The 21,232-nt window shown below is 53.6% G+C and carries 20 protein-coding genes; 18 read left to right on the top strand and 2 right to left on the bottom strand.

Annotation, left to right across the window (positions count from 1 at the left end; all coding sequences use genetic code 11):
• Nucleotides 1–11 precede the first annotated feature (11 nt).
• Nucleotides 12–890: a LysR family transcriptional regulator gene (locus ELY25_RS03525; protein ID WP_126949907.1), complete on the bottom strand. Its 879-nt coding sequence runs from the start codon at nucleotides 888–890 to the stop codon at nucleotides 12–14.
• A 160-nt stretch (nucleotides 891–1,050) separates the two neighbouring features.
• Here ELY25_RS03525 and leuC point away from each other — a divergent pair, with 160 nt between their 5' ends.
• The 15 genes from leuC (at nucleotide 1,051) to ELY25_RS03450 (ending at nucleotide 17,788) form a co-directional block, all read left to right on the top strand.
• On the top strand, nucleotides 1,051–2,502 hold the full coding sequence (gene leuC, locus ELY25_RS03520; RefSeq protein ID WP_126949906.1) for a 3-isopropylmalate dehydratase large subunit: 1,452 nt from the start codon (nucleotides 1,051–1,053) through the stop codon (nucleotides 2,500–2,502).
• A gap of 3 nt (nucleotides 2,503–2,505) precedes the next feature.
• A complete protein-coding gene (gene leuD / locus ELY25_RS03515) occupies nucleotides 2,506–3,153 on the top strand; it encodes a 3-isopropylmalate dehydratase small subunit (protein ID WP_126949905.1) in 648 nt (215 codons plus the stop codon).
• Between the two features lie 107 nt (nucleotides 3,154–3,260).
• Nucleotides 3,261–4,340 (top strand): 3-isopropylmalate dehydrogenase, encoded by a 1,080-nt coding sequence (gene leuB / locus ELY25_RS03510; RefSeq protein WP_126949904.1) that lies wholly within the window; start codon nucleotides 3,261–3,263, stop codon nucleotides 4,338–4,340.
• Between the two features lie 129 nt (nucleotides 4,341–4,469).
• On the top strand, nucleotides 4,470–5,582 hold the full coding sequence (asd, locus tag ELY25_RS03505; RefSeq protein WP_126949903.1) for an aspartate-semialdehyde dehydrogenase: 1,113 nt from the start codon (nucleotides 4,470–4,472) through the stop codon (nucleotides 5,580–5,582).
• Between the two features lie 181 nt (nucleotides 5,583–5,763).
• The gene (locus tag ELY25_RS03500) at nucleotides 5,764–7,485 is read left to right on the top strand and encodes a type IV pilus assembly protein FimV (RefSeq protein WP_185856076.1); all 1,722 of its coding nucleotides are present in this window, start codon (nucleotides 5,764–5,766) and stop codon (nucleotides 7,483–7,485) included.
• Between the two features lie 28 nt (nucleotides 7,486–7,513).
• Nucleotides 7,514–8,449 carry a tRNA pseudouridine(38-40) synthase TruA gene (gene truA / locus ELY25_RS03495; RefSeq protein WP_126949901.1) on the top strand — a complete coding sequence of 312 codons (936 nt, stop codon included), beginning with the start codon at nucleotides 7,514–7,516 and terminating at the stop codon, nucleotides 8,447–8,449.
• On the top strand, nucleotides 8,446–9,087 hold the full coding sequence (locus tag ELY25_RS03490; RefSeq protein ID WP_126949900.1) for a phosphoribosylanthranilate isomerase: 642 nt from the start codon (nucleotides 8,446–8,448) through the stop codon (nucleotides 9,085–9,087). The genes truA and ELY25_RS03490 overlap by 4 nt, the downstream gene beginning before the upstream one ends.
• A 77-nt stretch (nucleotides 9,088–9,164) precedes the next feature.
• Complete coding sequence (trpB, locus tag ELY25_RS03485) at nucleotides 9,165–10,424, top strand: tryptophan synthase subunit beta (protein WP_422822369.1); 1,260 nt, start codon at nucleotides 9,165–9,167, stop codon at nucleotides 10,422–10,424.
• Nucleotides 10,425–10,446: 22 nt separating this feature from the next.
• Nucleotides 10,447–11,250 (top strand): tryptophan synthase subunit alpha, encoded by an 804-nt coding sequence (gene trpA, locus ELY25_RS03480; RefSeq protein ID WP_126949899.1) that lies wholly within the window; start codon nucleotides 10,447–10,449, stop codon nucleotides 11,248–11,250.
• Nucleotides 11,251–11,341: 91 nt separating this feature from the next.
• Nucleotides 11,342–12,349, top strand: a complete 1,008-nt coding sequence (gene accD / locus ELY25_RS03475; RefSeq protein WP_126949898.1) for an acetyl-CoA carboxylase, carboxyltransferase subunit beta — start codon at nucleotides 11,342–11,344, stop codon at nucleotides 12,347–12,349.
• Nucleotides 12,330–13,622: a bifunctional tetrahydrofolate synthase/dihydrofolate synthase gene (folC, locus tag ELY25_RS03470; RefSeq protein ID WP_236995636.1), complete on the top strand. Its 1,293-nt coding sequence runs from the start codon at nucleotides 12,330–12,332 to the stop codon at nucleotides 13,620–13,622. The genes accD and folC overlap by 20 nt, the downstream gene beginning before the upstream one ends.
• Before the next feature lie 34 nt (nucleotides 13,623–13,656).
• Nucleotides 13,657–14,337 carry an SPOR domain-containing protein gene (locus tag ELY25_RS03465; RefSeq protein WP_126949896.1) on the top strand — a complete coding sequence of 227 codons (681 nt, stop codon included), beginning with the start codon at nucleotides 13,657–13,659 and terminating at the stop codon, nucleotides 14,335–14,337.
• Between the two features lie 3 nt (nucleotides 14,338–14,340).
• Complete coding sequence (locus ELY25_RS03460) at nucleotides 14,341–14,913, top strand: CvpA family protein (protein WP_126949895.1); 573 nt, start codon at nucleotides 14,341–14,343, stop codon at nucleotides 14,911–14,913.
• Between the two features lie 113 nt (nucleotides 14,914–15,026).
• Complete coding sequence (gene purF / locus ELY25_RS03455; protein ID WP_126949894.1) at nucleotides 15,027–16,547, top strand: amidophosphoribosyltransferase; 1,521 nt, start codon at nucleotides 15,027–15,029, stop codon at nucleotides 16,545–16,547.
• Between the two features lie 41 nt (nucleotides 16,548–16,588).
• Nucleotides 16,589–17,788, top strand: a complete 1,200-nt coding sequence (locus ELY25_RS03450) for an O-succinylhomoserine sulfhydrylase (RefSeq protein WP_126949893.1) — start codon at nucleotides 16,589–16,591, stop codon at nucleotides 17,786–17,788.
• 102 nt (nucleotides 17,789–17,890) lie between these two features.
• Here ELY25_RS03450 and ELY25_RS03445 read toward each other — a convergent pair whose 3' ends face one another.
• On the bottom strand, nucleotides 17,891–18,169 hold the full coding sequence (locus ELY25_RS03445) for a hypothetical protein (RefSeq protein WP_126949892.1): 279 nt from the start codon (nucleotides 18,167–18,169) through the stop codon (nucleotides 17,891–17,893).
• Nucleotides 18,170–18,528: 359 nt separating this feature from the next.
• Between ELY25_RS03445 and ELY25_RS03440 the strand changes: the two genes are divergently transcribed.
• The 3 genes from ELY25_RS03440 (at nucleotide 18,529) to ELY25_RS03430 (ending at nucleotide 21,217) form a co-directional block, all read left to right on the top strand.
• The gene (locus ELY25_RS03440) at nucleotides 18,529–19,086 is read left to right on the top strand and encodes a cytochrome b (RefSeq protein WP_126949891.1); all 558 of its coding nucleotides are present in this window, start codon (nucleotides 18,529–18,531) and stop codon (nucleotides 19,084–19,086) included.
• 119 nt (nucleotides 19,087–19,205) lie between these two features.
• Nucleotides 19,206–19,784: a YceI family protein gene (locus ELY25_RS03435; RefSeq protein WP_126950120.1), complete on the top strand. Its 579-nt coding sequence runs from the start codon at nucleotides 19,206–19,208 to the stop codon at nucleotides 19,782–19,784.
• A gap of 146 nt (nucleotides 19,785–19,930) precedes the next feature.
• On the top strand, nucleotides 19,931–21,217 hold the full coding sequence (locus ELY25_RS03430) for an MATE family efflux transporter (RefSeq protein WP_422822368.1): 1,287 nt from the start codon (nucleotides 19,931–19,933) through the stop codon (nucleotides 21,215–21,217).
• Nucleotides 21,218–21,232 lie beyond the last annotated feature (15 nt).

Below are 21,232 nucleotides of genomic sequence, written 5' to 3'. Positions count from 1 at the left end.
GTTTCAATCATTCAGCCTTTTTCCACTGTCGCTTCCAGCGCATCAATCATTTTCCTTGCCGCATTGGAAAGCGTGCGGTTGGTGTGCACCAGGTAGCCGAGCGGCCTGTATATCGGGGCGGTATCGATGCTTAGCTCGACCAGTTCGCTGTCCACCATGCCTTCGGGTAACAGGCTCCAGCCGAGCCCGACGCTGCACATCATTTTCAACGTCTCTAAATAGTTGGTCGCCATACTTACCGGCGGGGTAAGTCCGGCTTCGGCAAACCGTTGTTCAATCAACGTGCGGGTAAATGTCATCGCTCCAGGCAGTACGCATTTATACTGGCATAGCATTTCAAGCGTGAGTTCAGGGGTTTGAGCTAACGGATGGTCTGGGGCGCAAACAAAGCATAGCCGGTCACGCCAGAGCTTAACCACATGGAGTTGTTCAATAGGATGGGGTGCAAGCGTTACCACCGCGAGTTCAAGCGTGCCATCCTGTACGCCTTGGTAAGCGAACTCTGAATCGAGAAAGTGCAGGTCTAACTCAACCTCCGGATGGTGCTGAGTATAGTGCTTGAGAATGGGCGGCAGGCGGTGCAGGCCAATATGGTGGCTGGTCGCCAGCGTTAACCGGCCACCGACCTGACCAGAAAGATTGGCAAGCGCGCGTCGGCTATCCTCCACTGCTGAAAGAATCCGCTTGGCCTGGGGGAGTAATAAATGGCCGGCTTCAGTAAGCGAGATGCGCCTGCCTATCCGATCAAACAGCCGCGTACTTACTTGTGATTCTAGCGTGGCAATTCGTTTACTGACCGCAGGTTGGGTTAGGTAGAGCTGCTCGGCAGCCCGGGAAAAGCTTTGAGTTTCAGCAACGGCTAAAAACGCCTGTAAGCTTTGGGTATCCATGTGAGGTTCCGTCGCAAAGTTCTAGCTAGTATTCCAGTATGGAATCGTATCTATAAATAACATGAATTGCTTTTATGAGCGACACGCGTAACACTCGTTGCATCACTGGCGCACAGACGTCAGCGCAAAAACTAGCAGGGCGCTTGCCCGGGAGAGCCATATGTCAGGTCAAACCCTTTACGACAAACTCTGGAATCAGCACTTGGTGAAGCAGCGCGATGATGGCACTGCGTTGATTTATATTGACCGTCAATTGCTTCACGAAGTGACCTCCCCGCAGGCTTTTGAAGGTCTGCGCCTGGCCAAGCGTAAACCATGGCGCCTGGATGCCAACCTGGCGACGCCAGACCATAACGTGCCTACCACGTTGAAAGAGCGCGCAGAAGGCAACAGCGGGATTAAAGACCCAGTGTCGTTGATTCAGGTGCAAACCCTGGATGACAACTGTGTTGAATACGGTATCGAAGAGTTCAAGATCAATGACCCGCGCCAGGGCATCGTACACGTAGTAGGGCCGGAACAGGGCGCGACACTGCCCGGTATGACCGTGGTATGCGGCGACTCCCACACGGCAACCCATGGTGCGTTTGGTGCGCTGGCCCACGGGATCGGCACCTCCGAAGTCGAGCACGTGTTGGCGACTCAATGCTTGCTGGCGCAGAAAATGAAGAACATGCAGGTGCGCGTGGAAGGTGAGCTTGGCCTCGGTGTAACCGCAAAAGACGTGGTGCTGGCGATTATCGGAGAAATTGGAACCGCAGGCGGCACGGGTTACGCGATTGAGTTTGCCGGCAGCGCGATTGCCTCACTTTCCATGGAAGGCCGCATGACCGTGTGCAACATGGCCATTGAAGCTGGTGCCCGGGTGGGTTTGATTGCCGTCGACGACACTACTATCGATTACCTGGCCGAGCGTCCCTTCGCGCCGACTGCTGAGCAGTGGGAAGCGGCGGTGGCTGACTGGCGTCAGTTGGTATCGGATGACGATGCCACGTTCGATAAGGTAGTGACTCTGAAAGCCGAAGATATAGAGCCGCAGGTCAGCTGGGGAACCAGCCCTGAAATGGTGACGGGTATTTCCGGCCAGGTGCCTGATCCCCTGGCCGCGCTGGATGAAACGGTACAGCGCAGCCACACCCGCGCGCTCGAATACATGGGGTTACACGCCAATCAGAAAATCACCGATATCAAGCTCGATAAAGTGTTTATCGGTTCGTGCACCAACTCGCGTATTGAAGATTTGCGTGAAGCCGCCAAGGTTGCTCAAGGCAATAAAGTGGCCGATACGATCAAGCTCGCTATGGTAGTGCCGGGTTCTGGCTTGGTGAAACGTCAGGCGGAAGCCGAAGGCCTGGACAAAATCTTCATCGACGCTGGATTTGAATGGCGCGAGCCGGGTTGTTCCATGTGCCTGGCCATGAATGCCGATAAGCTGGGCGCAGGCGAGCACTGCGCATCGACCTCCAACCGCAATTTCGAAGGGCGCCAGGGGTATGGCGGTCGTACGCACTTGGTTAGCCCTGCAATGGCGGCGGCGGCAGCGATTGCAGGCCACTTTGTTGATGTACGCAGTTTATCCGCCAACGATGCTATCCACGCTCAGGAGGCTTAAGCCATGAAAAAGTTTACTCGTTTTGAAGGCGTGGTTGCCCCGCTTGATCGCGCTAATGTTGATACAGATTTAATTATTCCCAAACAGTTCTTGAAATCGATCAAGCGAACGGGCTTTGGCGTTAACTTGTTTGATGAGTTGCGTTATTTAGATGAAGGGCAGCCGGGGCAGGATTGCTCCAATCGCCCGCTGAATCCTGATTTCGTGCTGAACCAGCCGCGCTTTAAAGGAACTGAGGTGTTGCTGGCCCGGCGCAACTTTGGCTGTGGCAGCTCGCGTGAACATGCGCCCTGGGCACTGGAAGACTTCGGTTTTAAAGTCGTCATTGCACCAAGCTTTGCGGATATTTTTTACAATAACGCGTTTAAAAACGGCATCTTGCTGATCACGTTAAGCGAAGAGGAAGTCGACCGCCTGTTTGCTGGCGTTGATGCTAACGAAGGCTACCAGCTGGATATTGACTTGGAGAACCAGCGGGTAATCACGCCGGGTGGCGAAATTCTTGAGTTTGAGGTGGACGCGTTCCGTAAGCACTGCCTGCTCAATGGCCTGGATGATATCGGCATTACGCTGCAAGACGAGGATGCAATCCGTGCCTTTGAGGAGAAACACAAAGATGCGCGGCCCTGGCTGTTCCGTCAGCCTGCCTGATATAGCCACATAAAAGCCGTTTAAAATAGCTAAAAAGACATACATAGCGCGCATTGCAACGCGCTAAGCGGCGGCAAGCCGTGCTGACTCTATATTAAGGATTTAACATGACCCATAAGGTGCTTCTGTTACCCGGCGACGGTATTGGCCCAGAGATCGCGGCTCAGGCCGCGCGCTTGTTAAAAGCCTGCCAGGAAGCGGGTTTGGATATTGACGTTGAAGAAGCACTGGTCGGCGGCTCGGCCTACGATGTGCACGGTGAGCCGCTGCCCGCTGAAACGCTTGAAAAAGCCAAGGCAGCAAGCGCTATTTTGCTTGGCGCGGTGGGTGGCCCCAAATGGGACAAGATCGAAGATCTTTCCAAACGTCCAGAAAAAGGCTTGTTGGGCCTGCGCAAGAATCTGGGCCTGTTTGGTAACCTGCGCCCGGCCATGCTTTATCCGCAGTTGGCCAGCGCTTCCAGCCTGAAACCTGAATTGGTGGCAGGTCTGGATATCATGATAGTGCGTGAACTGACCGGCGGCATTTACTTTGGCCAACCGCGGGGGATTGAAGAGCGCAACGGTGAGCGTGTGGGCTTTAATACCTACGTTTACTCCGAAAGCGAGATTGAACGTATTGGCCGTGTAGCGTTTGAAATGGCCCAAAAGCGCGGCAAGAAGCTCTGCTCGGTGGACAAGGCAAACGTGCTGGAAGTCACCATACTGTGGCGCGAGGTAATGGAACGGTTGGCGCCGGAGTACCCGGACGTTGAGCTTTCGCATATGTACGTGGATAACGCCGCGATGCAACTGGTACGTGCGCCGAAACAGTTCGATGTCGTCGTGACGGGCAATATGTTTGGCGATATTCTTTCTGACGCCGCCGCCATGCTCACCGGCTCCATCGGTATGCTGCCTTCGGCCTCGCTGAATGAAAGCGGCCAAGGTATGTATGAGCCTTGCCACGGTAGCGCGCCGGATATCGCTGGGCAAAATGTTGCCAACCCGCTGGCCATGATGCTGTCTGTTGCCATGATGCTGCGCTATTCGCTTAACGAAACGGCCATGGCAGAACGTATAGAAGCCGCCGTGGGCAGCGTACTGGACGATGGCCTGCGCACTGCGGATATCGCCTCCGAAGGTATGCAGACCATAGGCACCGATGCGATGGGCGATGCTGTATTGGCCGCATTTTCAAAATGTTAAGAGCGTTTTAAAGCGTGCTAACTAGTTGATCTGAAAAGTATGACGGCTCGGCCACTCAAACGGGGTGGCCGACGTCATTTATAAGTTTTGTGTATAATATGGGTCTCATTCTTTGCTGGAGGACTTCACATGTTGAAAGTCGGTTTCGTGGGATGGCGTGGCATGGTTGGTTCTGTGCTGATGCAGCGCATGCAGGAAGATGGTGATTTTAACGGTATTGAGCCGGTCTTTTTTACCACCTCCCAAGTAGGCCAGCCCGGCCCCGACATCGGCGTAGACGTACCTCCGTTAAAAGATGCGTTTGCCCTTGACGACTTAAAAGCACTGGACGTGATCGTGACTTGCCAGGGCGGCGATTACACCAAGCAGGTATACGCGGATCTACGTAAAAACGGTTGGCAGGGTTACTGGATTGATGCGGCCAGCACGCTGCGTATGGAAGACGAAGCCACCATCATACTTGACCCGGTTAACCGCAAGGTGATTGATGCGCAGCTTGCCAAGGGCGCCAAGACCTTTGTGGGCGGCAACTGCACTGTTAGCTTAATGCTAATGGGGCTAGGCGGCCTGTTTGAAGCCAATATGGTCGAGTGGATGACCTCCATGACCTATCAGGCGGCTTCCGGTTCGGGTGCCAAGCACATGCGCGAACTACTCAATCAAATGGGCCAGCTGCGCGATAGCGTTAGCAGCGAACTGGCCGATCCTGCCAGCGCGATTTTGGAAATTGATCATAAAGTGACCGCCGCGATGCGTGGCAATGACTTCTCGATTGAAAATTTCACCGCACCGCTCGCCGGCAGCCTGCTGCCCTGGATCGATAGCAAGCTTGAGAACGGCCAGAGCCGTGAAGAGTGGAAGGGCTTCGTTGAGACCAACAAAATCTTGGGCCGTGGCGAAAACCCCGTACCGATTGATGGTCTTTGCGTGCGTATCGGTGCCATGCGTTCACACAGCCAGGCCTTTACCATCAAGCTGAAGCAGGATGTGCCGCTTGACGAAATTGAAGAGCGCATTGCCCAGCACAATGAGTGGGTCAAGGTGATTCCCAACGATAAAGAGGCTACGGTTGCAGGTTTAACGCCCGCTGCCGTCACCGGTACGTTGGATATCCCGATCGGTCGTTTGCGTAAACTCAATATGGGGGGGGAATACCTCTCAGCGTTTGGCGTAGGCGATCAGCTTTTATGGGGTGCTGCTGAACCGCTCAAGCGCATGTTGAAGATTTTGCGCGAGCAATAATCTAGCGTGGTATGAGGGTCTAAACGGGGAGCTAAAAGCTCCCCGTTTTTTGTGGGCGATTGTTCATGCATGTTTTCTGTATGGAGCAGAGTATGCGCTAACCTCTAATGCATATTTTAAGTATAATTGGGGTTTTGGAGGGCAAGCATTGTTGCAACATAGCAGGGAGCTAATCAATAACGTGTTTAGAAAAACTTTGCCATTGCATATAGCCTGTAAACTGCTCACCTTGCTTGTACTGGGCGCCGCTAGTTTTTGTACCCTAGCCCTTGAATTGGGGCCTGCCTCGGTTACCTCCCCCTTGCAGGCACCGTTAGCCGCAACCATACCTCTGCATGATTCAGATTCTTATTCGTTGGATAAGCTTGATGTTGCCATCAGCGAGGAGCCAGCTTTCGCCGCTGCAGGGCTAGAGTGGACGCCCGTTATCGATAATGTGCATCTCGAACTGCAGGAGCAGCAGGATGTTCGTCAGGTTATAGTGCGCTCGTCCCAGCCCATCACGGCGCCCTGGCTCGACCTGTTATTAATAATTGATTACCCGGAGGGCCAGCTAACACATCCCGTGACGCTGCTATTTGATCCGCCGGATTATGCGCGCAATACCATCAGCCAAGATGCTGCCGTAAGCACCAACGTCGCAGCGCCATCCAATAGTGCGCTTGCGTCAGTTAATTCAAATACCGTCAATGGAGTGAAAAGCGTAGAGGTGCTGGAGGGCGATACGCTATGGCGAATTGCCGAGCGCAGTAAGCCTGACCATATCAGCGTGCCGCAAATGATGCTGGCGCTGGTGAAGGCAAATCCGTCTATTTTTCCAGCGGATGATATCAATAGCTTGCGTGCAGGGCAGACGCTGAATGTGCCTGATGTGTCACAGTTAGATGGGCCCACACAAACTGATGCCGCTCAGGCTGTACAGGCAATGATTGCCCATGGACAGCATCATACTGCTCAACCTGCTTCTCAGTATGTAGAAGAGGCAAGTGACCAAGTCGAAACCCGGTTAGCTCCTATGGCCGTGCCTCAATCAACCCAGGGGACTGAACAAGGCAGTGCCATTACTGAGCTTGCAGCACAGCTGAACGAAAGCCAGGCAAACTTGCAGCAGGCACAAGCGGAGCGTGAGCAACTGCGCCTGGAGCTTGAAGAGCTACGTGAAAGTGTCGGTGCACTCAGAGAACGCATGAATGAATATCAGGCTGCCTTACCTGACGCAATAGCGCCCGCAAGTGCTGGGTTGCCTGTCGAGCCGGTGCATATTGACCAGCACGGCGAACATTCAAGCGAATTGCTGACTGCCGGGTTGGAGCGCTATCAGTGGCCGCTGATTAGCCTGGCGTTAGTACTTCTTCTGGTTGGGTTGATATGGCTTCGAAAGCAGCGGGAGGGTGAAGAGCAAGATCATAAGCAGTATTGGGAGGGTGCTTCTCTTACTGAGCCCGTTCGTTTTAACCCTGATGCTGTAACGCCTCATCAACAGGCATTCCAATCCCAATCACCGAATATACCGTTATTTTGTAAGAGCAAAACAAATGTGCGTTACTCTTTTACCAGTCAGGCAACGCCTGTTGGGAAACATGCTGACCATGAAATGGCCTCAGGTGATGCCGATATACAGCAGCCTACAGAAAGCGCTGATTTTTCCCGAAGTCAGGCAGCCGGGTTGGCAGAGCAGCGCCTTGAACCTTTGGTATCGAAAAACCAGCCCGTCAATCATGATGTACCTTTAACCGGCTATCGCTTAGAAGTTAATGATGCAGTTGATTCATCCGGTTTTGTACATGCGAGTTCAACACCGTCGGCGCCCTCTATAGGGGGTAATACGCCAAACAAAACGCAGCAAGTTCAGTGGCAAATTGAAGAGGTAGCATTCAAGCCTCCGGGCCGGGATAATAGTTAACCTTTCGAACTCTTAACGATGTGGCTTAATGACCCTGTTCTACCACTTTGACGAAACACAGCCGCTGAAAGGCCGCTTGGCAATGGGCATTGAATACGATGGCTCGCGCTTTTGCGGTTTTCAGCGCTTAAAGCATGCCGCTTCCGTGCAGGGGGCTTTAGAAGATGCCTTGGCGAAGGTAGCCAATGCACCTGTACAGATCCATGCCAGCGGGCGTACTGATTCAGGTGTTCATGCCACGCGCCAGATCATTCACTTTGATGCGCCTGCTGAACGTTCTGAAAAAGCCTGGATTTTTGGCGCAAACACGAATTTGCCTCGCGATGTGGCAGTGCGCTGGATCAAGCCGGTATCAGACGACTTTCATTCACGCTTGGGGGCATTAGGCCGACGCTATCGATATTTGGTGCTCAACCAGATTAGTCGACCTGTGCTTGAGCGCAATAACGTTACATGGTGCCGGGACCCGCTGGATGCTGATGCCATGCATCGTGCTGCCCAGGCGTTGGTAGGTGAGCACGATTTTTCAAGCTTTCGCGCGGCGGGCTGTCAATCAAAGACACCGTGGCGACAGATGCATTTTGTGGATGTGAGGCGCTACGGCCCGCTAGTGATGATTGATATTCAGGGCAATGCGTTTTTGCACCATATGATTCGCAATATCGCGGGGGCGCTGATAAGCGTGGGGCGTGGTGCTCAGGATGAAGGCTATATTGAACGATTGCTGGCACTTAGGAATCGTAAGCTTGGAGATGTAACGGCTTCCGCTAGTGGGCTGCATTTTGTCGATTCGCTCTATGATGAGCGCTTTGATCTGCCTAAAGAGCCGTTAGGACCTAATTTGCTCGCTTTTACCGGCGAGTGGACGGGCGAACGAGTGCTTCCTGACAGCCCACGGGTGGCTGCGCGGCGTAAGCTTACCTTCGCTAAAAAAGCGTCAGATCGAGCGCAGGAGATTTCATGAATCATATTGGCAGGCAAAAGCGGACGCGTATCAAGTTCTGTGGCCTGACCCGGGCTGAAGATATTGAGCGCGCGGTCATGCTGGGTGCTGATGCGCTGGGCTTTGTGATGTGGCCCAAAAGCGCTCGGGCGATCACTTATGACCAGCTAGTGGCGCTTTCAAGCGCTGTACCTGCTTTTGTTACCCGCGTAGGGCTTTTTGTTGATCAGCCTGCTGAGTTAATAAATGCCTGCCTGCCGCATCTGGATTTGATTCAGTTCCATGGCAATGAGTCTGCGGCATTTTGTGCTCAGTTTGATCGCCCTTGGGTGAAGGCGCTGCGAATGCGTGATGACATCGATCTGCACCAGGCAGCCACCCAGTATCATGGCGCCCAGGCACTGCTGCTGGATGCATATCGCCCCGGCGTGCCGGGTGGCACTGGCGAGGTGTTCGATTGGTCGAGAATTCCCGCAGATCTAGCAAAACCTGTTATTCTCGCTGGCGGGCTAACGGCTGCCAATATTGCGTCAGCCGTGGATCAGGTTACCCCTTATGCCGTTGATGTTTCAGGCGGGATTGAAGGTACGTTTGGCTGTAAGGACGCCGAAAAAATGGCTATGTTTGCAAATCAAGTAGCGTTGGCCGACGCTCGTTAAGCACGCCGCGCAGCTGCCCCTGTTCAGCTGCGTACCCCGTTTTTTCAATATTTGCCTGCGCTGGCAATCTGTGAGGTATCTCTGTGACTGTCTCAGCAACTGGTGCTCACGAAACTGCTTCTGGAACCCGGTTCAACGACCTGACCCGAATGCCGGATGCCCGCGGTCATTTTGGCCCCTACGGCGGTAGGTTTGTGTCCGAAACCTTAAGCTATGCGTTGGAAGATCTGGAGAAAACTTACTTAAGTCTGCGCGACGATCCTACTTTTCAGGCCGAGTTTGATTACGATCTTGCCCATTATGTCGGGCGTCCGTCGCCGCTTTACCATGCCAAGCGTTGGTCCGAGTCTCTGGGCGGCGCACAGATTTGGTTAAAGCGTGAAGACTTAAACCATACGGGCGCTCACAAAGTAAACAATACGATTGGTCAGGCACTTCTGGCCAAGAAAACAGGCAAACCGCGGGTTATTGCTGAAACCGGTGCAGGTCAGCACGGCGTGGCGACGGCAACAGTTGCCGCACGCCTGGGCCTTGAGTGCGACGTGTATATGGGCGCTGAAGACGTACAGCGTCAAAAGCTCAATGTCTATCGCATGCGCTTGCTGGGCGCACGGGTCATTCCGGTAGAATCGGGTACTCGGACCTTGAAAGATGCCATGAATGAAGCGCTGCGCGACTGGGTAACCAACGTTGATACGACTTTCTACATTATAGGTACGGTGGCAGGCCCGCACCCATACCCCCAGCTGGTGCGCGACTTCAATGCGGTGGTGGGGCGCGAAGCGCGGCGTCAGTCGCTTGAGCAGATCGGTCGTTTGCCTGATGCGCTGATCGCCTGTGTCGGCGGTGGATCTAACGCAATCGGGCTGTTTTATCCGTTCGTCGAGGATGATGCCGTTGCGATGTATGGCGTTGAAGCGGGCGGCGATGGAGTTGAGACCGGCCGGCATGCCGCACCGCTTTCCTCTAACGCCCCAAGGGGCGTGCTGCATGGCAATCGCACCTACTTGATGTCTGATGAAGCGGGGCAGGTATCCAATACGCATTCGATCTCTGCAGGGCTCGATTACCCAGGCGTTGGCCCGGAGCATGCACTATGGAAAGACGTAGGGCGGGTAAACTATGTGGCCGCAAACGATAAGGAAGTGCTGGAGGCTTTCCGCGAGCTAACGCAGATGGAGGGCATTATGCCTGCGCTCGAGTCCGCCCATGCCCTGGCTCATGCCAAGGTATTGGCTCCCACCATGCGTTCTGACCAGCACATCGTGGTCAATCTTTCAGGGCGGGGTGACAAGGACATCATGACGGTTGCCAGAATTGATGGCATCGAATTTTAAGGGCAGCTTTTTAAGGGCAGACATGAACCGTATTGATCAGCGTTTCAGTGAACTTAAGCAACAGGGCCGCAAGGCTCTGATCCCTTACATTACCGCAGGCGACCCGGCACCCCAGTATACCGTTGGCTTCATGCATGCGTTGGTAGAGGCGGGTGCCGATATTATTGAGCTTGGTGTACCGTTTTCAGATCCCATGGCGGATGGTCCGGTGATTCAAAAAGCCTGTGAGCGAGCGCTTAAGATGGGTACTCGTCTGGTGGATCTGCTGGATATGGTGGCTGAGTTTCGCCAGGCCGATATCACTACACCGGTAGTGTTGATGGGGTATCTGAATCCGATTGAGCGCCTTGGCTATGAAACCTTCGCCGATAGGGCCGCTGAGGTTGGTGTAGATGGTGTTCTGGTGGTCGATATGCCGCCGGAAGAAGCCGATGAGTTCGGTCCGCTATTAAAAGTACGTAATTTAGCAGCGATTTTCCTTATCGCGCCTACCACTTCTCATGCGCGAGCCGCTACAATATGCGCCCACGGTGAAGGTTACCTTTATTACGTTTCACTTAAAGGTGTCACCGGTGCGGCAACGCTTAATGCTAGCGATGTTGCCGAACATCTGGCGCCGCTGCGTGACATGACTGATTTGCCGCTTTGTGTTGGCTTCGGTATTCGCGACGGCGTCACGGCTGCAGAGGTGGCTAAAGTGGCCGATGGGGTGATTGTGGGCAGTGCGTTAGTGAATCGTATTGCCGAGCATGCCGAAACACCCGAAATTATCGCGGGCCAGCTGAACAGCGTACTAGCAGAGATGCGAACTGCGATGGACGCCTGACGCTGCCCCTCATCGTCTAGACTGTATTGATTGACGACACTCATCAAGCTTGGCGTTACCAGGCATTGACGTAAATGGAAGCCTTTTTGATATGAGCTGGTTAGACAAGATAGTGCCCTCCATGGGGCGTATCCAGCGTAAAGACCGTCGCGCTAACGTGCCCGATGGCCTCTGGCGCAAATGTCCCAAGTGTGAAGCCGTTCTCTATCTTCCTGAGTTAGAGAAGCACAGCAGTGTATGTCCTAAATGTGACCATCACTTGCGATTGACCGCACGTAAACGCTTGGACTGGTTCTTGGATAAAAATGGACGCGAAGAGATTGCAGCGGAGCTTGAACCCACTGACCGTCTGAAATTTCGTGACTCCAAGAAGTACAAAGACCGCCTGACAGCAGCGCAAAAAGATACTGGCGAAAAAGACGCCCTGGTTGCCATGCGCGGTGAGCTGGATGGACTGCCCATCGTGGCCGTGGCCTTTGAGTTTACCTTCATGGGGGGCTCCATGGGTGCTGTGGTCGGCGAGAAGTTTGTGCGTGCCGCCACCATTGCTCTGGATGAAGGCATCCCTCTGGTATGCTTTGCCGCTTCAGGTGGTGCGCGTATGCAGGAAGCACTGTTTTCACTGATGCAGATGGCGAAGACATCGGCTGCGCTCGAAAAACTCAAGCAGGCGGGTGTACCTTATATCTCCGTGCTGACCGACCCTGTATTTGGTGGGGTTTCTGCTTCTCTTGCCATGCTGGGCGACTTGAATATTGCCGAACCTAATGCGCTGATCGGCTTTGCTGGCCCGCGGGTAATCGAGCAGACCGTGCGTGAGACGCTGCCGGAAGGTTTTCAGCGCAGCGAGTTTTTGTTGGAGCACGGCACGGTTGACATGATCGTGCATCGTCACGAAATGCGGATGCGTGTAGGCGGCGTACTACGTAAGCTGACGCATCATGATTCACTAGTAAATGCCGATGATGCCGTTGAAAATATCGACCTGGCTGAGCCACTAGCGGCAGAAGCCGCTAGCACCAATGATGCTGACGCTATCCGTGATGTGGCCGGTACGGATTCAATCGACAAGAGCGATGATGCCTACCGCAATGCCTAAATCCTTGACTGAATGGCTTCAGCATTTAGAAACCCTGCATCCTGCAGAGATTGATCTAGGCCTTGAGCGCGTTTCACGCGTTGCTGAGCGTATGGGGTTGTTTGAAAACCCCATTGCCAAACAGGTGGTGGTGGTCGCCGGCACCAATGGCAAGGGGTCGACCCTTGCCATAGCAGATGCTGTTGCTCGTGGTCATGGCCTTCGCGTAGGCACTTACTCCTCCCCCCATCTGTTGCGCTATAACGAACGCGTTAAAATAGACGGGCAGGAAATCAAGGATCAGCCTTTGGTTGAGGGCTTCGAGCGCGTTGAACAGGCGCGCCTGCAAGCGCCCGAGATAAGCCTTACCTATTTTGAGGCAGGCACCTTGTGTGCCCTCTGGTGTCTGGCTCAGGAGAACCTTGACTTGGCGGTACTTGAAATCGGCTTGGGCGGGCGTCTTGATGCTGTGAACATCATTGATGCTGATGTGGCCGTGGTCACCACGATAGCTCAGGATCATGCCAGCTTTTTGGGAACCGATATATCACAGATCGGGCTTGAAAAGGCAGGTATTTTTCGGCCTTTGCGGCCAGCCATATTGGGTAGCCAGTCGTTGCCCAGCAGCGTAGCTGATACGGCCATTGCGTTGGCAGCGCCTGTTTACCGGCTGGGCCTTGCGTTTAACCATAGTGCGGACAGTAAGGGCAATTTACCCTGGTGTTGGCATGGTTTGACTTCCGAGGGAGATACGATTTCTCTAGATGCGCTTCCAGACCCTGGCCTTCCTATCGATAATGCAGCGACAGCGCTTCAAGCATTGGCAATGACGGGGCTTGCATTAATGCAAAAAGCCACGCAAAACGCCCTGGCGCAAGTGCAGTTGCCAGGCAGGATGCAGTGGCTAGGGCAGTGGTGTCTTGATGTAGGGCATAATCCCCATGCCGCGGCTTATCTGGCATACCGTTTGCCTTCACCGCCAGAAGGCGGCCGTCAGTGGGCGCTGATTGGCATGCTAAACGATAAAGACGCTGATGGCGTGATCGCCGCGCTTGCGCCGCGTATTACGGATTGGGTGTGTGTCACGCTTGATGGCGAACGCGGGCGTAAGGCAGATGAGCTTGCCAAGCGTATTACCGCGCAGGGCGGATGCGTGCATTGCTGTGCTGATTCTCCTGAAGCAGGTGTCGAGGCGTTGGCACCGCTGTTGGCTCCCAATGATCGTGTTTTGGTGACCGGGTCCTTTTTTACAGTCGCAGCCCTGCTAGCTCGGCCATTGCCACAGGCCCAGTAGCTTTTAAGGCATAGCTCGCTTGAGGGAGAAGATAATGAAATACGGTAAAACAGAACGCATCAGTGGTATCGTGATCTTGCTTGCCCTGCTGGCGATTTTTGTACCCTGGCTGATGAGCGACCCCGCGCCTCGTGAAGAGCGACCTCAGCCCACTTTTATTATCGAACAGCCAGTTGAAACGGCGCGCCGTGACGTTGCAGCACCCCAAATGCCGTCGACGGTTAGCCCTCCCTCATCCAATAATGTAACGGGCAGCGATGAGCTGAATGCGCCGATCAACGCCTCTCCTGCACTGCCGCAAACCGATCAAATCGATGCGCCCAGTGAAACGGCTACGGCAAATCAGGAGCCGAGTTCGTCGTCCAGCGAACCGGCGCCACAAAATGATCCGATTGCCGACCTGGTGGCTGCCAACAGTTCAACAGGCAGTGGTAGCCAAGGTAGTTCATCCTCCTCAAGTGCTTCTGGCCCCACATCAGCCCAGCAGGGCGAGTGGGCTGTTCAGGTAGGCAGCTTTGGTGATGCCGATAATGCAAGGCGGCTTGGAAGTCAGCTTTCAGATGAAGGGTTCAGTGTTTTCCAGCGTCAGCGTGATAATAATTTAACGACGGTGTTGGTAGGCCCTTATGCCTCCTCTGAAGATGGCGAAGCCGCGATGGCGTTAATCAAGCAGCGGGCCAATGTGCAGGGCCTTTTAGTACGGGTAAGAGATTAAACAATGGCGTTAACGTGGATTGATGCTGTTTTCCTGGCTGTACTTGCGCTTTCGATGTTGTCAGGTTTTGTGCGTGGCTTTGTAAGAGAAGCATTAGGGCTCGGTGCATGGGTAGTTGCGTTGATGGTCGCCCGCGTGCTTGCCGAGCCGGTCGCCGAACTGATGAGCGGGTTTATCGAGAGTTTCGATGCCCGTTTGGTATTAGCGTTTGCGCTAGTGATTTTTGCCGTCATTCTCCTCTGCGGAATTGTTATCCGTCTGGTGCACGCTGCGGTAGAATGGGTGGGTATGGGGCTTTTGAATCGCTTTGCCGGGGCGGCGTTTGGTATCGCACGTGGTGCGGTAATACTGCTAGTGGCGACGGTACTAATTACGCTGACACCGCTGGCTGAGCTTCAGGCATGGCAGCAGGCGTCATTACGTCCGACCTTTATCGAATTACGCGACTGGGCGGTCAGCCAGCTGGATCAATGGGAGCGTGAGCTTCCCGAAGCGCCTGCTTCACTACGCGATATATCATTGCCTGACCTTCGCACGCGAGATGGGTTTACGCCTCCGTCAATGGATAGTCAGTAGTATCTGCTGCTACCTGTCGAAACGTAAGAGCCGACATTAAAAGCAGTCTGAAAAGTTTCAAGAACGTACGGGCTTGTTTCGGCAAGCCATGGCACTAAAGCGAGGTAACTTGAATGTGCGGTATAGTCGGCCTTCTGGCCAAGCAAGCGGTAAATCAGGGAATCTACGATGCCCTGACCGTACTTCAACATCGGGGCCAGGACGCTGCCGGCATGATGACTTGGAGCGAGGGACGCTTCTTACTGCGCAAGAGTAACGGGCTGGTGCGCGATGTTTTTCACACCCGCCATATGGCTCGCCTCAAGGGTAACCTGGGCATTGGCCACGTACGTTATCCAACGGCTGGTTCTTCAAGCGAAGCGGAATCCCAGCCGTTTTATGTCAACTCTCCTTACGGTATTGCGTTGGCGCATAACGGTAACCTGACCAACTCTGAGCAGTTAAAGCAAGAGCTGTTCTCGACCGATCTGCGTCACATCAATACCAGCTCCGATTCTGAAGTGCTGCTTAACGTGTTTGCCCATGAGCTGGGCAAGCAGGGCCTGCACCTGGAAGCGGAAGATATTTTTGATGCCGTACGTAGAGTCCACCGGCGCTGCAAAGGCGGCTACGCAGCGGTCGCGATCATTAACGGTTTTGGTATGGTGGCGTTTCGTGACCCTCACGGCATTCGCCCGGTTGTATTTGGTACTCGCCAAACGGATGCCGGTCAGGATGTGATGATTGCCTCTGAATCAGTCGCGCTGGACGTTGGTGGTTTTGAGTTAGAGCGTGATTTGGGGCCCGGCGAGGCTATCTTTGTCGATATGCAGGGACAGTTCCATACCCAGGTATGTGCTGATCGCCCGCTATTGCGCTCATGCATCTTTGAGCACGTTTATCTGGCGCGCCCCGACTCTATCCTGGACGGAGCTTACGTTTACGGCACGCGGATGCAGATGGGGCGCAAGCTTGGTGATCGCATTCTCAACGAGTGGCCGGATCACGACATTGACGTGGTTATCCCGATTCCCGATACGTCACGCACCTCTGCGCTGGAAATGGCACAGCACCTTGGAGTGACGTACCGCGAAGGCTTCATGAAGAACCGCTACATTGGCCGGACTTTCATCATGCCGGGCCAGACCCAGCGTAAAAAATCAGTACGTCAAAAGCTCAACGCGATTGATGTTGAGTTCAAGGGCAAGAACGTCCTGCTCGTGGATGACTCCATCGTACGTGGTACTACCTGTAAGCAGATTATCCAGATGGCCCGTGACGCCGGCGCCCGCAAGGTTTACTTTGCATCAGCCGCGCCGCCGGTACGCTATCCAAACGTATACGGTATTGATATGCCGGCTGCCGCCGAGCTGATCGCTCACGGCCGTACAGAAGATGAAGTAGGCGAGCTTATCGGTGCAGACCGCATCTTCTATCAGGACCTTGAAGATCTGAAAGATGCCTGCCGCGAAGTCAATCCGGAAATGGAAGCCTTTGACTGCTCGGTCTTTGATGGCAACTATGTGACGGGCGACATCGACGAGGCCTATCTGGCAGTGCTTGAAGCAAGCCGCAACGATTCTGCCAAGGATCAGAGCGCCGGCGATCATGCACTGGTGGATATGCACAATCAGGATGATGATCTCGACGACTAGTTTCTGGTCACTGACGCTTACTGAAAATAAGGGGTACGTCCATGCACAATGATAGCCAACAGGATGAGTGGTCGTTAGAGACGCTGGCGATTCGTGCAGGCCACCAACGCACCTTTGAGCAAGAGCATTCGGAACCAATTTTTCCGACTTCCAGCTTCGTCTATGAAAGCGCCGCTGAAGCGGCGCGCAAGTTCGGTGGAAAAGAGCCCGGCAACGTATACTCGCGTTTTACCAACCCGACCGTACATACCTTCGAGCGGCGCCTAGCGGCACTCGAAGGCGGGGAGCGCTGTGTTGCCACAAGCTCGGGCATGGCGGCCATTCTGTCTACAGCACTGGCGCTGTTATCGGCAGGCGATGAAATTCTTGCCTCGCGTTCGCTGTTTGGCTCTACCGTTAGCTTGTTTGATAAGTACTTGGGCAAGTTTGGAATTACCACGCGTTATGTAGAGCTTTCCAATCTTGAAGCGTGGGAAGCGGCTATTACGTCTAAAACGCGCTTATTATTTGCTGAAACGCCTTCCAATCCGCTTTCTGAAATTGCGGATATACCGGCTTTGGCTGCGCTGGCGAAACAGCACAATGCCTTATTGGCGATTGATAACTGCTTTTTGACTCCGGCGCTTCAGCAACCCATCGCGCTGGGCGCCGATCTGGTCATTCATTCGGCCACCAAGTACTTGGATGGGCAGGGCAGGGCCATTGGCGGCGCTGTGGTAGGTAAGCACGATGTGCTGGAAGAAATTTTTGGCGTAGTGCGCACTTGCGGACCATGTCTGAGCCCCTTTAATGCCTGGATATTCACCAAGGGGCTGGAAACACTTTCATTGCGTATGAAAGCCCATTGTGAAAATGCGATGGCGCTGGCTCGCTGGTTGGATCAGCACCCAGCGGTAAGTAAGGTGCATTACAGCGGTCTGGAAACGCATCCACAGCATGCACTTGCCAAGCACCAGCAGAAAGGTTTTGGTGCTGTATTGGGGTTTGAAGTCATCAATGGGCAAGAAGGCGCCTGGCAGGTAATTGATGCTACCCGTTTACTCTCCATTACGGGTAACCTGGGCGATGTCAAAAGCACCATCACCCATCCCGCTACTACAACACATGGCCGTTTATCGGATGCCCAAAAAGAAGCAGCCGGTATTTCGCCTGGGTTAATTCGCGTGGCCGTTGGTCTTGAAAGCCAGCAGGATATTCAGCATGACCTGGCTCGCGGCCTGGACGCGCTAGCCGCTAGCTAAAAAACGGTACGACCAAAGAAAAAACCCACCTTGCGGTGGGTTTTTTTGGCGCTTAAGAAATGCAAGCTCTAACTGCCTTTCAAACAACAGCGGTTACCTGCCTCAAGAAGCGTTGCGGTGCGGCAGGTCTGCCTGGGCAAACTGATCATCGCTATTGGTTGAGTGATGAGCTTCAGAGCTCGGGGCGATAACGCGGTTTTTCGCAGCATCGCCATTTACAAGCGGCAGATCAGCTGGCGTCATGTAAAGGTCGCCAACGCTGTGACTAGCTGAAGAGCTGGCGTGAACGATTTCATTGAGTTCACCAGAGCCCTGTTCCGCTAGAACAGCAGTAGAGGTGAATGTCATGGCAATAGCAGTGATAAGAGTAAGTTTTTTCATGAGTGGCGCTCTCTAATACAAATTCAGTTTTAAGTCGTTATGACGTGTCGTGTTAGGACATGCGCTAATATTAAGCGCGCAAAACAAATAATAAAATTGATTAAAATTACAGGTTAATTTCTAATTTTTCGAATGATTTAGAGAGATTCGCTTAGAAGCACAGGAGTGAGCGTGTATAAAAGCCGTTAGCCGGTTATTCAGTGGTTTTTACGAATGAAGTATTCTGCTTTTTTCAGCAGTCGTATCCGCCACTTATCAGTATGCTCTGCTGATAAATTCACGGTTTGCCTAATATTAATGGTACATGCTGGCCGGTAACCTTATGGAATAGCTGGCGGCTCGATAAGGAACAAAAAAAGATGTGGCGTAACACACGCATGCGCTGGGGAGTGGTGAGTATTTTTTTTCACTGGCTAAGTGCTTTGGTGACTATTGGACTGTTCGTACTTGGTTGGTGGATGACCGGGCTTGGCTATTACGATAGTTGGTATAACTTGGGCCCTTGGGTGCATCGCTCGATTGGAATTTTGCTGCTGCTGGCCACTGTGGCGAGAATTATCTGGCGTTTGATGCAGGCGACGCCGGCAGGTGAAGGCAGCCGTCTTGAAAAGCTGGCTGCACATGTGGGGCATATTGCGCTTTATGTGATTTTGCTGCTTGTCATGGGCAGTGGTTATCTGATCTCCACGGCAAACGGGCGTAGCATTAGTGTGTTTGGCTGGTTTGATGTACCCGCTTTGGTCTACGGATTGCCGAACCAGGCCAGCATCGCTGGCGATATTCACTGGTATAGCGCGCTTACGCTTGTCATTCTGGCCGCTGGCCATGCACTGGCTGCCTTCAAGCACCATTGGATCAATAAGCGCGATACGCTGATCCGAATGATCAATCCAGTGCATCGCCCCCGGAAAATGTAAATGTGACACTGCTGGGGTTGGAAATCTCGTGCCGGCAGAACTTGAAGAAACGAGTTTTCGAACGCTGCGACCACACTATACTCGTAGCGCCTATTATGGAAAGAAAGGAGATATTGATGATGTTGAAAAAGACTGCATCTGCCATTGCTGCTGCGTTGCTGGTGCCCCTGAGTCAGGTGCAGGCTGCCGACTATCAAGTGGATACCGAAGGTCAGCACGCTTTCGTTCAGTTCAAGATCAGCCACTTGGGCATGTCCTATCTGCTGGGTAGTTTCAAGGAGTTTGACGGCCAGTTCACTTATGATGCCGATGACCTGGATGCCTCTTCTGTAGAGTTTGAAGTTCAGATAGACAGCCTGGATTCCAACCATGCCGAGCGTGATCGCCATATTCTAAGCGGCGACTTCCTGAACGCTAGCGAGTATCCGACCGCCACGTTCACATCAACTGGTTTTGAATCAACTGGGGATAACGAAGGTGTTCTCACCGGTGATCTGACGCTGCACGGTGAAACCCAGGAAATCGAAATGCCGGTTACCCTAATTGGTGAAGGCGACGACCCATGGGGCAACTACCGCGCTGGTTTTGAAGGCAAGACGACGCTGACGCTGAGTGATTTTGGCATCGACATGAGCGATTTCCCTGAGCCGATGCATGAGCTTGAGCTTTACGTGACGTTCGAAGGTATTCGTCAGTAAGCTTTTATAGTAAAAACGCCACCACCTTTGTTGGGTGGTGGTTTTTTTGTTTATAACAGCATGATTTGATCACAGGAGTTTTGAGCTTGTCCCATCCCTTGCAGCAGCGCGAGTTGGCAATAACCTTATGGCGCCAGACATGGCCGATGGCAATCGGTGTGTTGGCGCTATTAGGTTTTCAACTTGTGGATAGTGCTTTTATTGCTCGTTTAGGTACGGCTCCCTTGGCTGCGCAGTCGTTTACTTTTCCGCTTTCGTTTTTAATCATCGGCATCCAGGTAGGGATGGGAATTGCGATTGCAGCACTCATATCGCGCGCCTTGGGCGCGAATGAGCATGCCCGCGCGAAAAGATTGAGCAGTCTGGTGCTCATTGCTGGCGGTGCCATCATTGGCATTATCTGTATCGGATTATGGGTTTTTTATGAGCCCATTTTCCGCCAGCTAGGAGCGGACACCACTGCGCTTTCCTACATCCGCATCTATTGGGGGCCGCAGCTCTTTTCAGCATGGCTAGGGGCACTGCTTTATTTTATCTATAGCGTGTTCCGTGCCCATGGCAATACCCGGCTTCCGGGCAAAATGATGGTGCTGAGCAGCATTGCCAACCTGGTATTGGATCCGCTGTTCATCTTTGGTTTTGGCTCGTGGGATGGATGGGGCTTACCGGGAGCCGCATGGGCAACGTGCATTGCTTTTACGCTGGGCCTGATAATTACCATTCATAAACTTATACGCATGCAGTGGGTGACGCATATGGGGATATGGCAGGAGGCAAAGCGCTCCTGGCGGCCCTATCTGGGAATTGCCGCACCGGCCATGGTCAGCCAGTTGATGCCACCCTTGGCCGGAATGCTAACCATTTCAGTGGTAGCCGGGTTGGGTGATACCCAGGTGGCGGCCTGGGGATTGGCTAGCCGTTTAGAGACCCTGTCTTTAATGGTAATCCTCGCCATGACCATGTCGCTTCCTCCCTGGTTGGGTCGCTGTTATGGCGCAGGCGATTGGGGGCAAATCCAGCAGCTTATGCGTCTAGCGCTGAAAGTTGCCATTGTATGGCAGCTAACGCTTGGCCTGTTGCTTGCGCTATGCGCCCCGTGGCTTGCCATGGCGCTGGCGGGGACACCTAACGTACAAAGTGAGCTAACGCTGCTGATTCGTTTTTTGCTGCCAAGCTACGCAGCACTTGGCGTCTGTATGCTAGTCGTGTCGGCGGGTAATGCGCTGGGCTGGCCGCTGCGCGCCATGCTGCTTTCCAGCGCACGGCTGTTCATCTGTTATTTGCCCTGTTTATGGATAGGCTCACAGCTTTTTGGCTGGTGGGGCCTGGCCAGTGGTGCAGCATTGGGTAATGTTCTGGCAGGCTTGACGGCCTGGGCAGTGTTGAAGCGTATATTATCCCGCCCGCAACGGCAGGCGGGATATAACGCCTAATAGGGGTGGAATGGG

It is taken from the genome of Vreelandella populi, assembly GCF_003989825.1.
GTDB lineage: Bacteria > Pseudomonadota > Gammaproteobacteria > Pseudomonadales > Halomonadaceae > Vreelandella > Vreelandella populi.
Note: the sequence above shows the minus strand (reverse complement) of the source record. Positions and strands in the feature narration are given on the sequence as shown.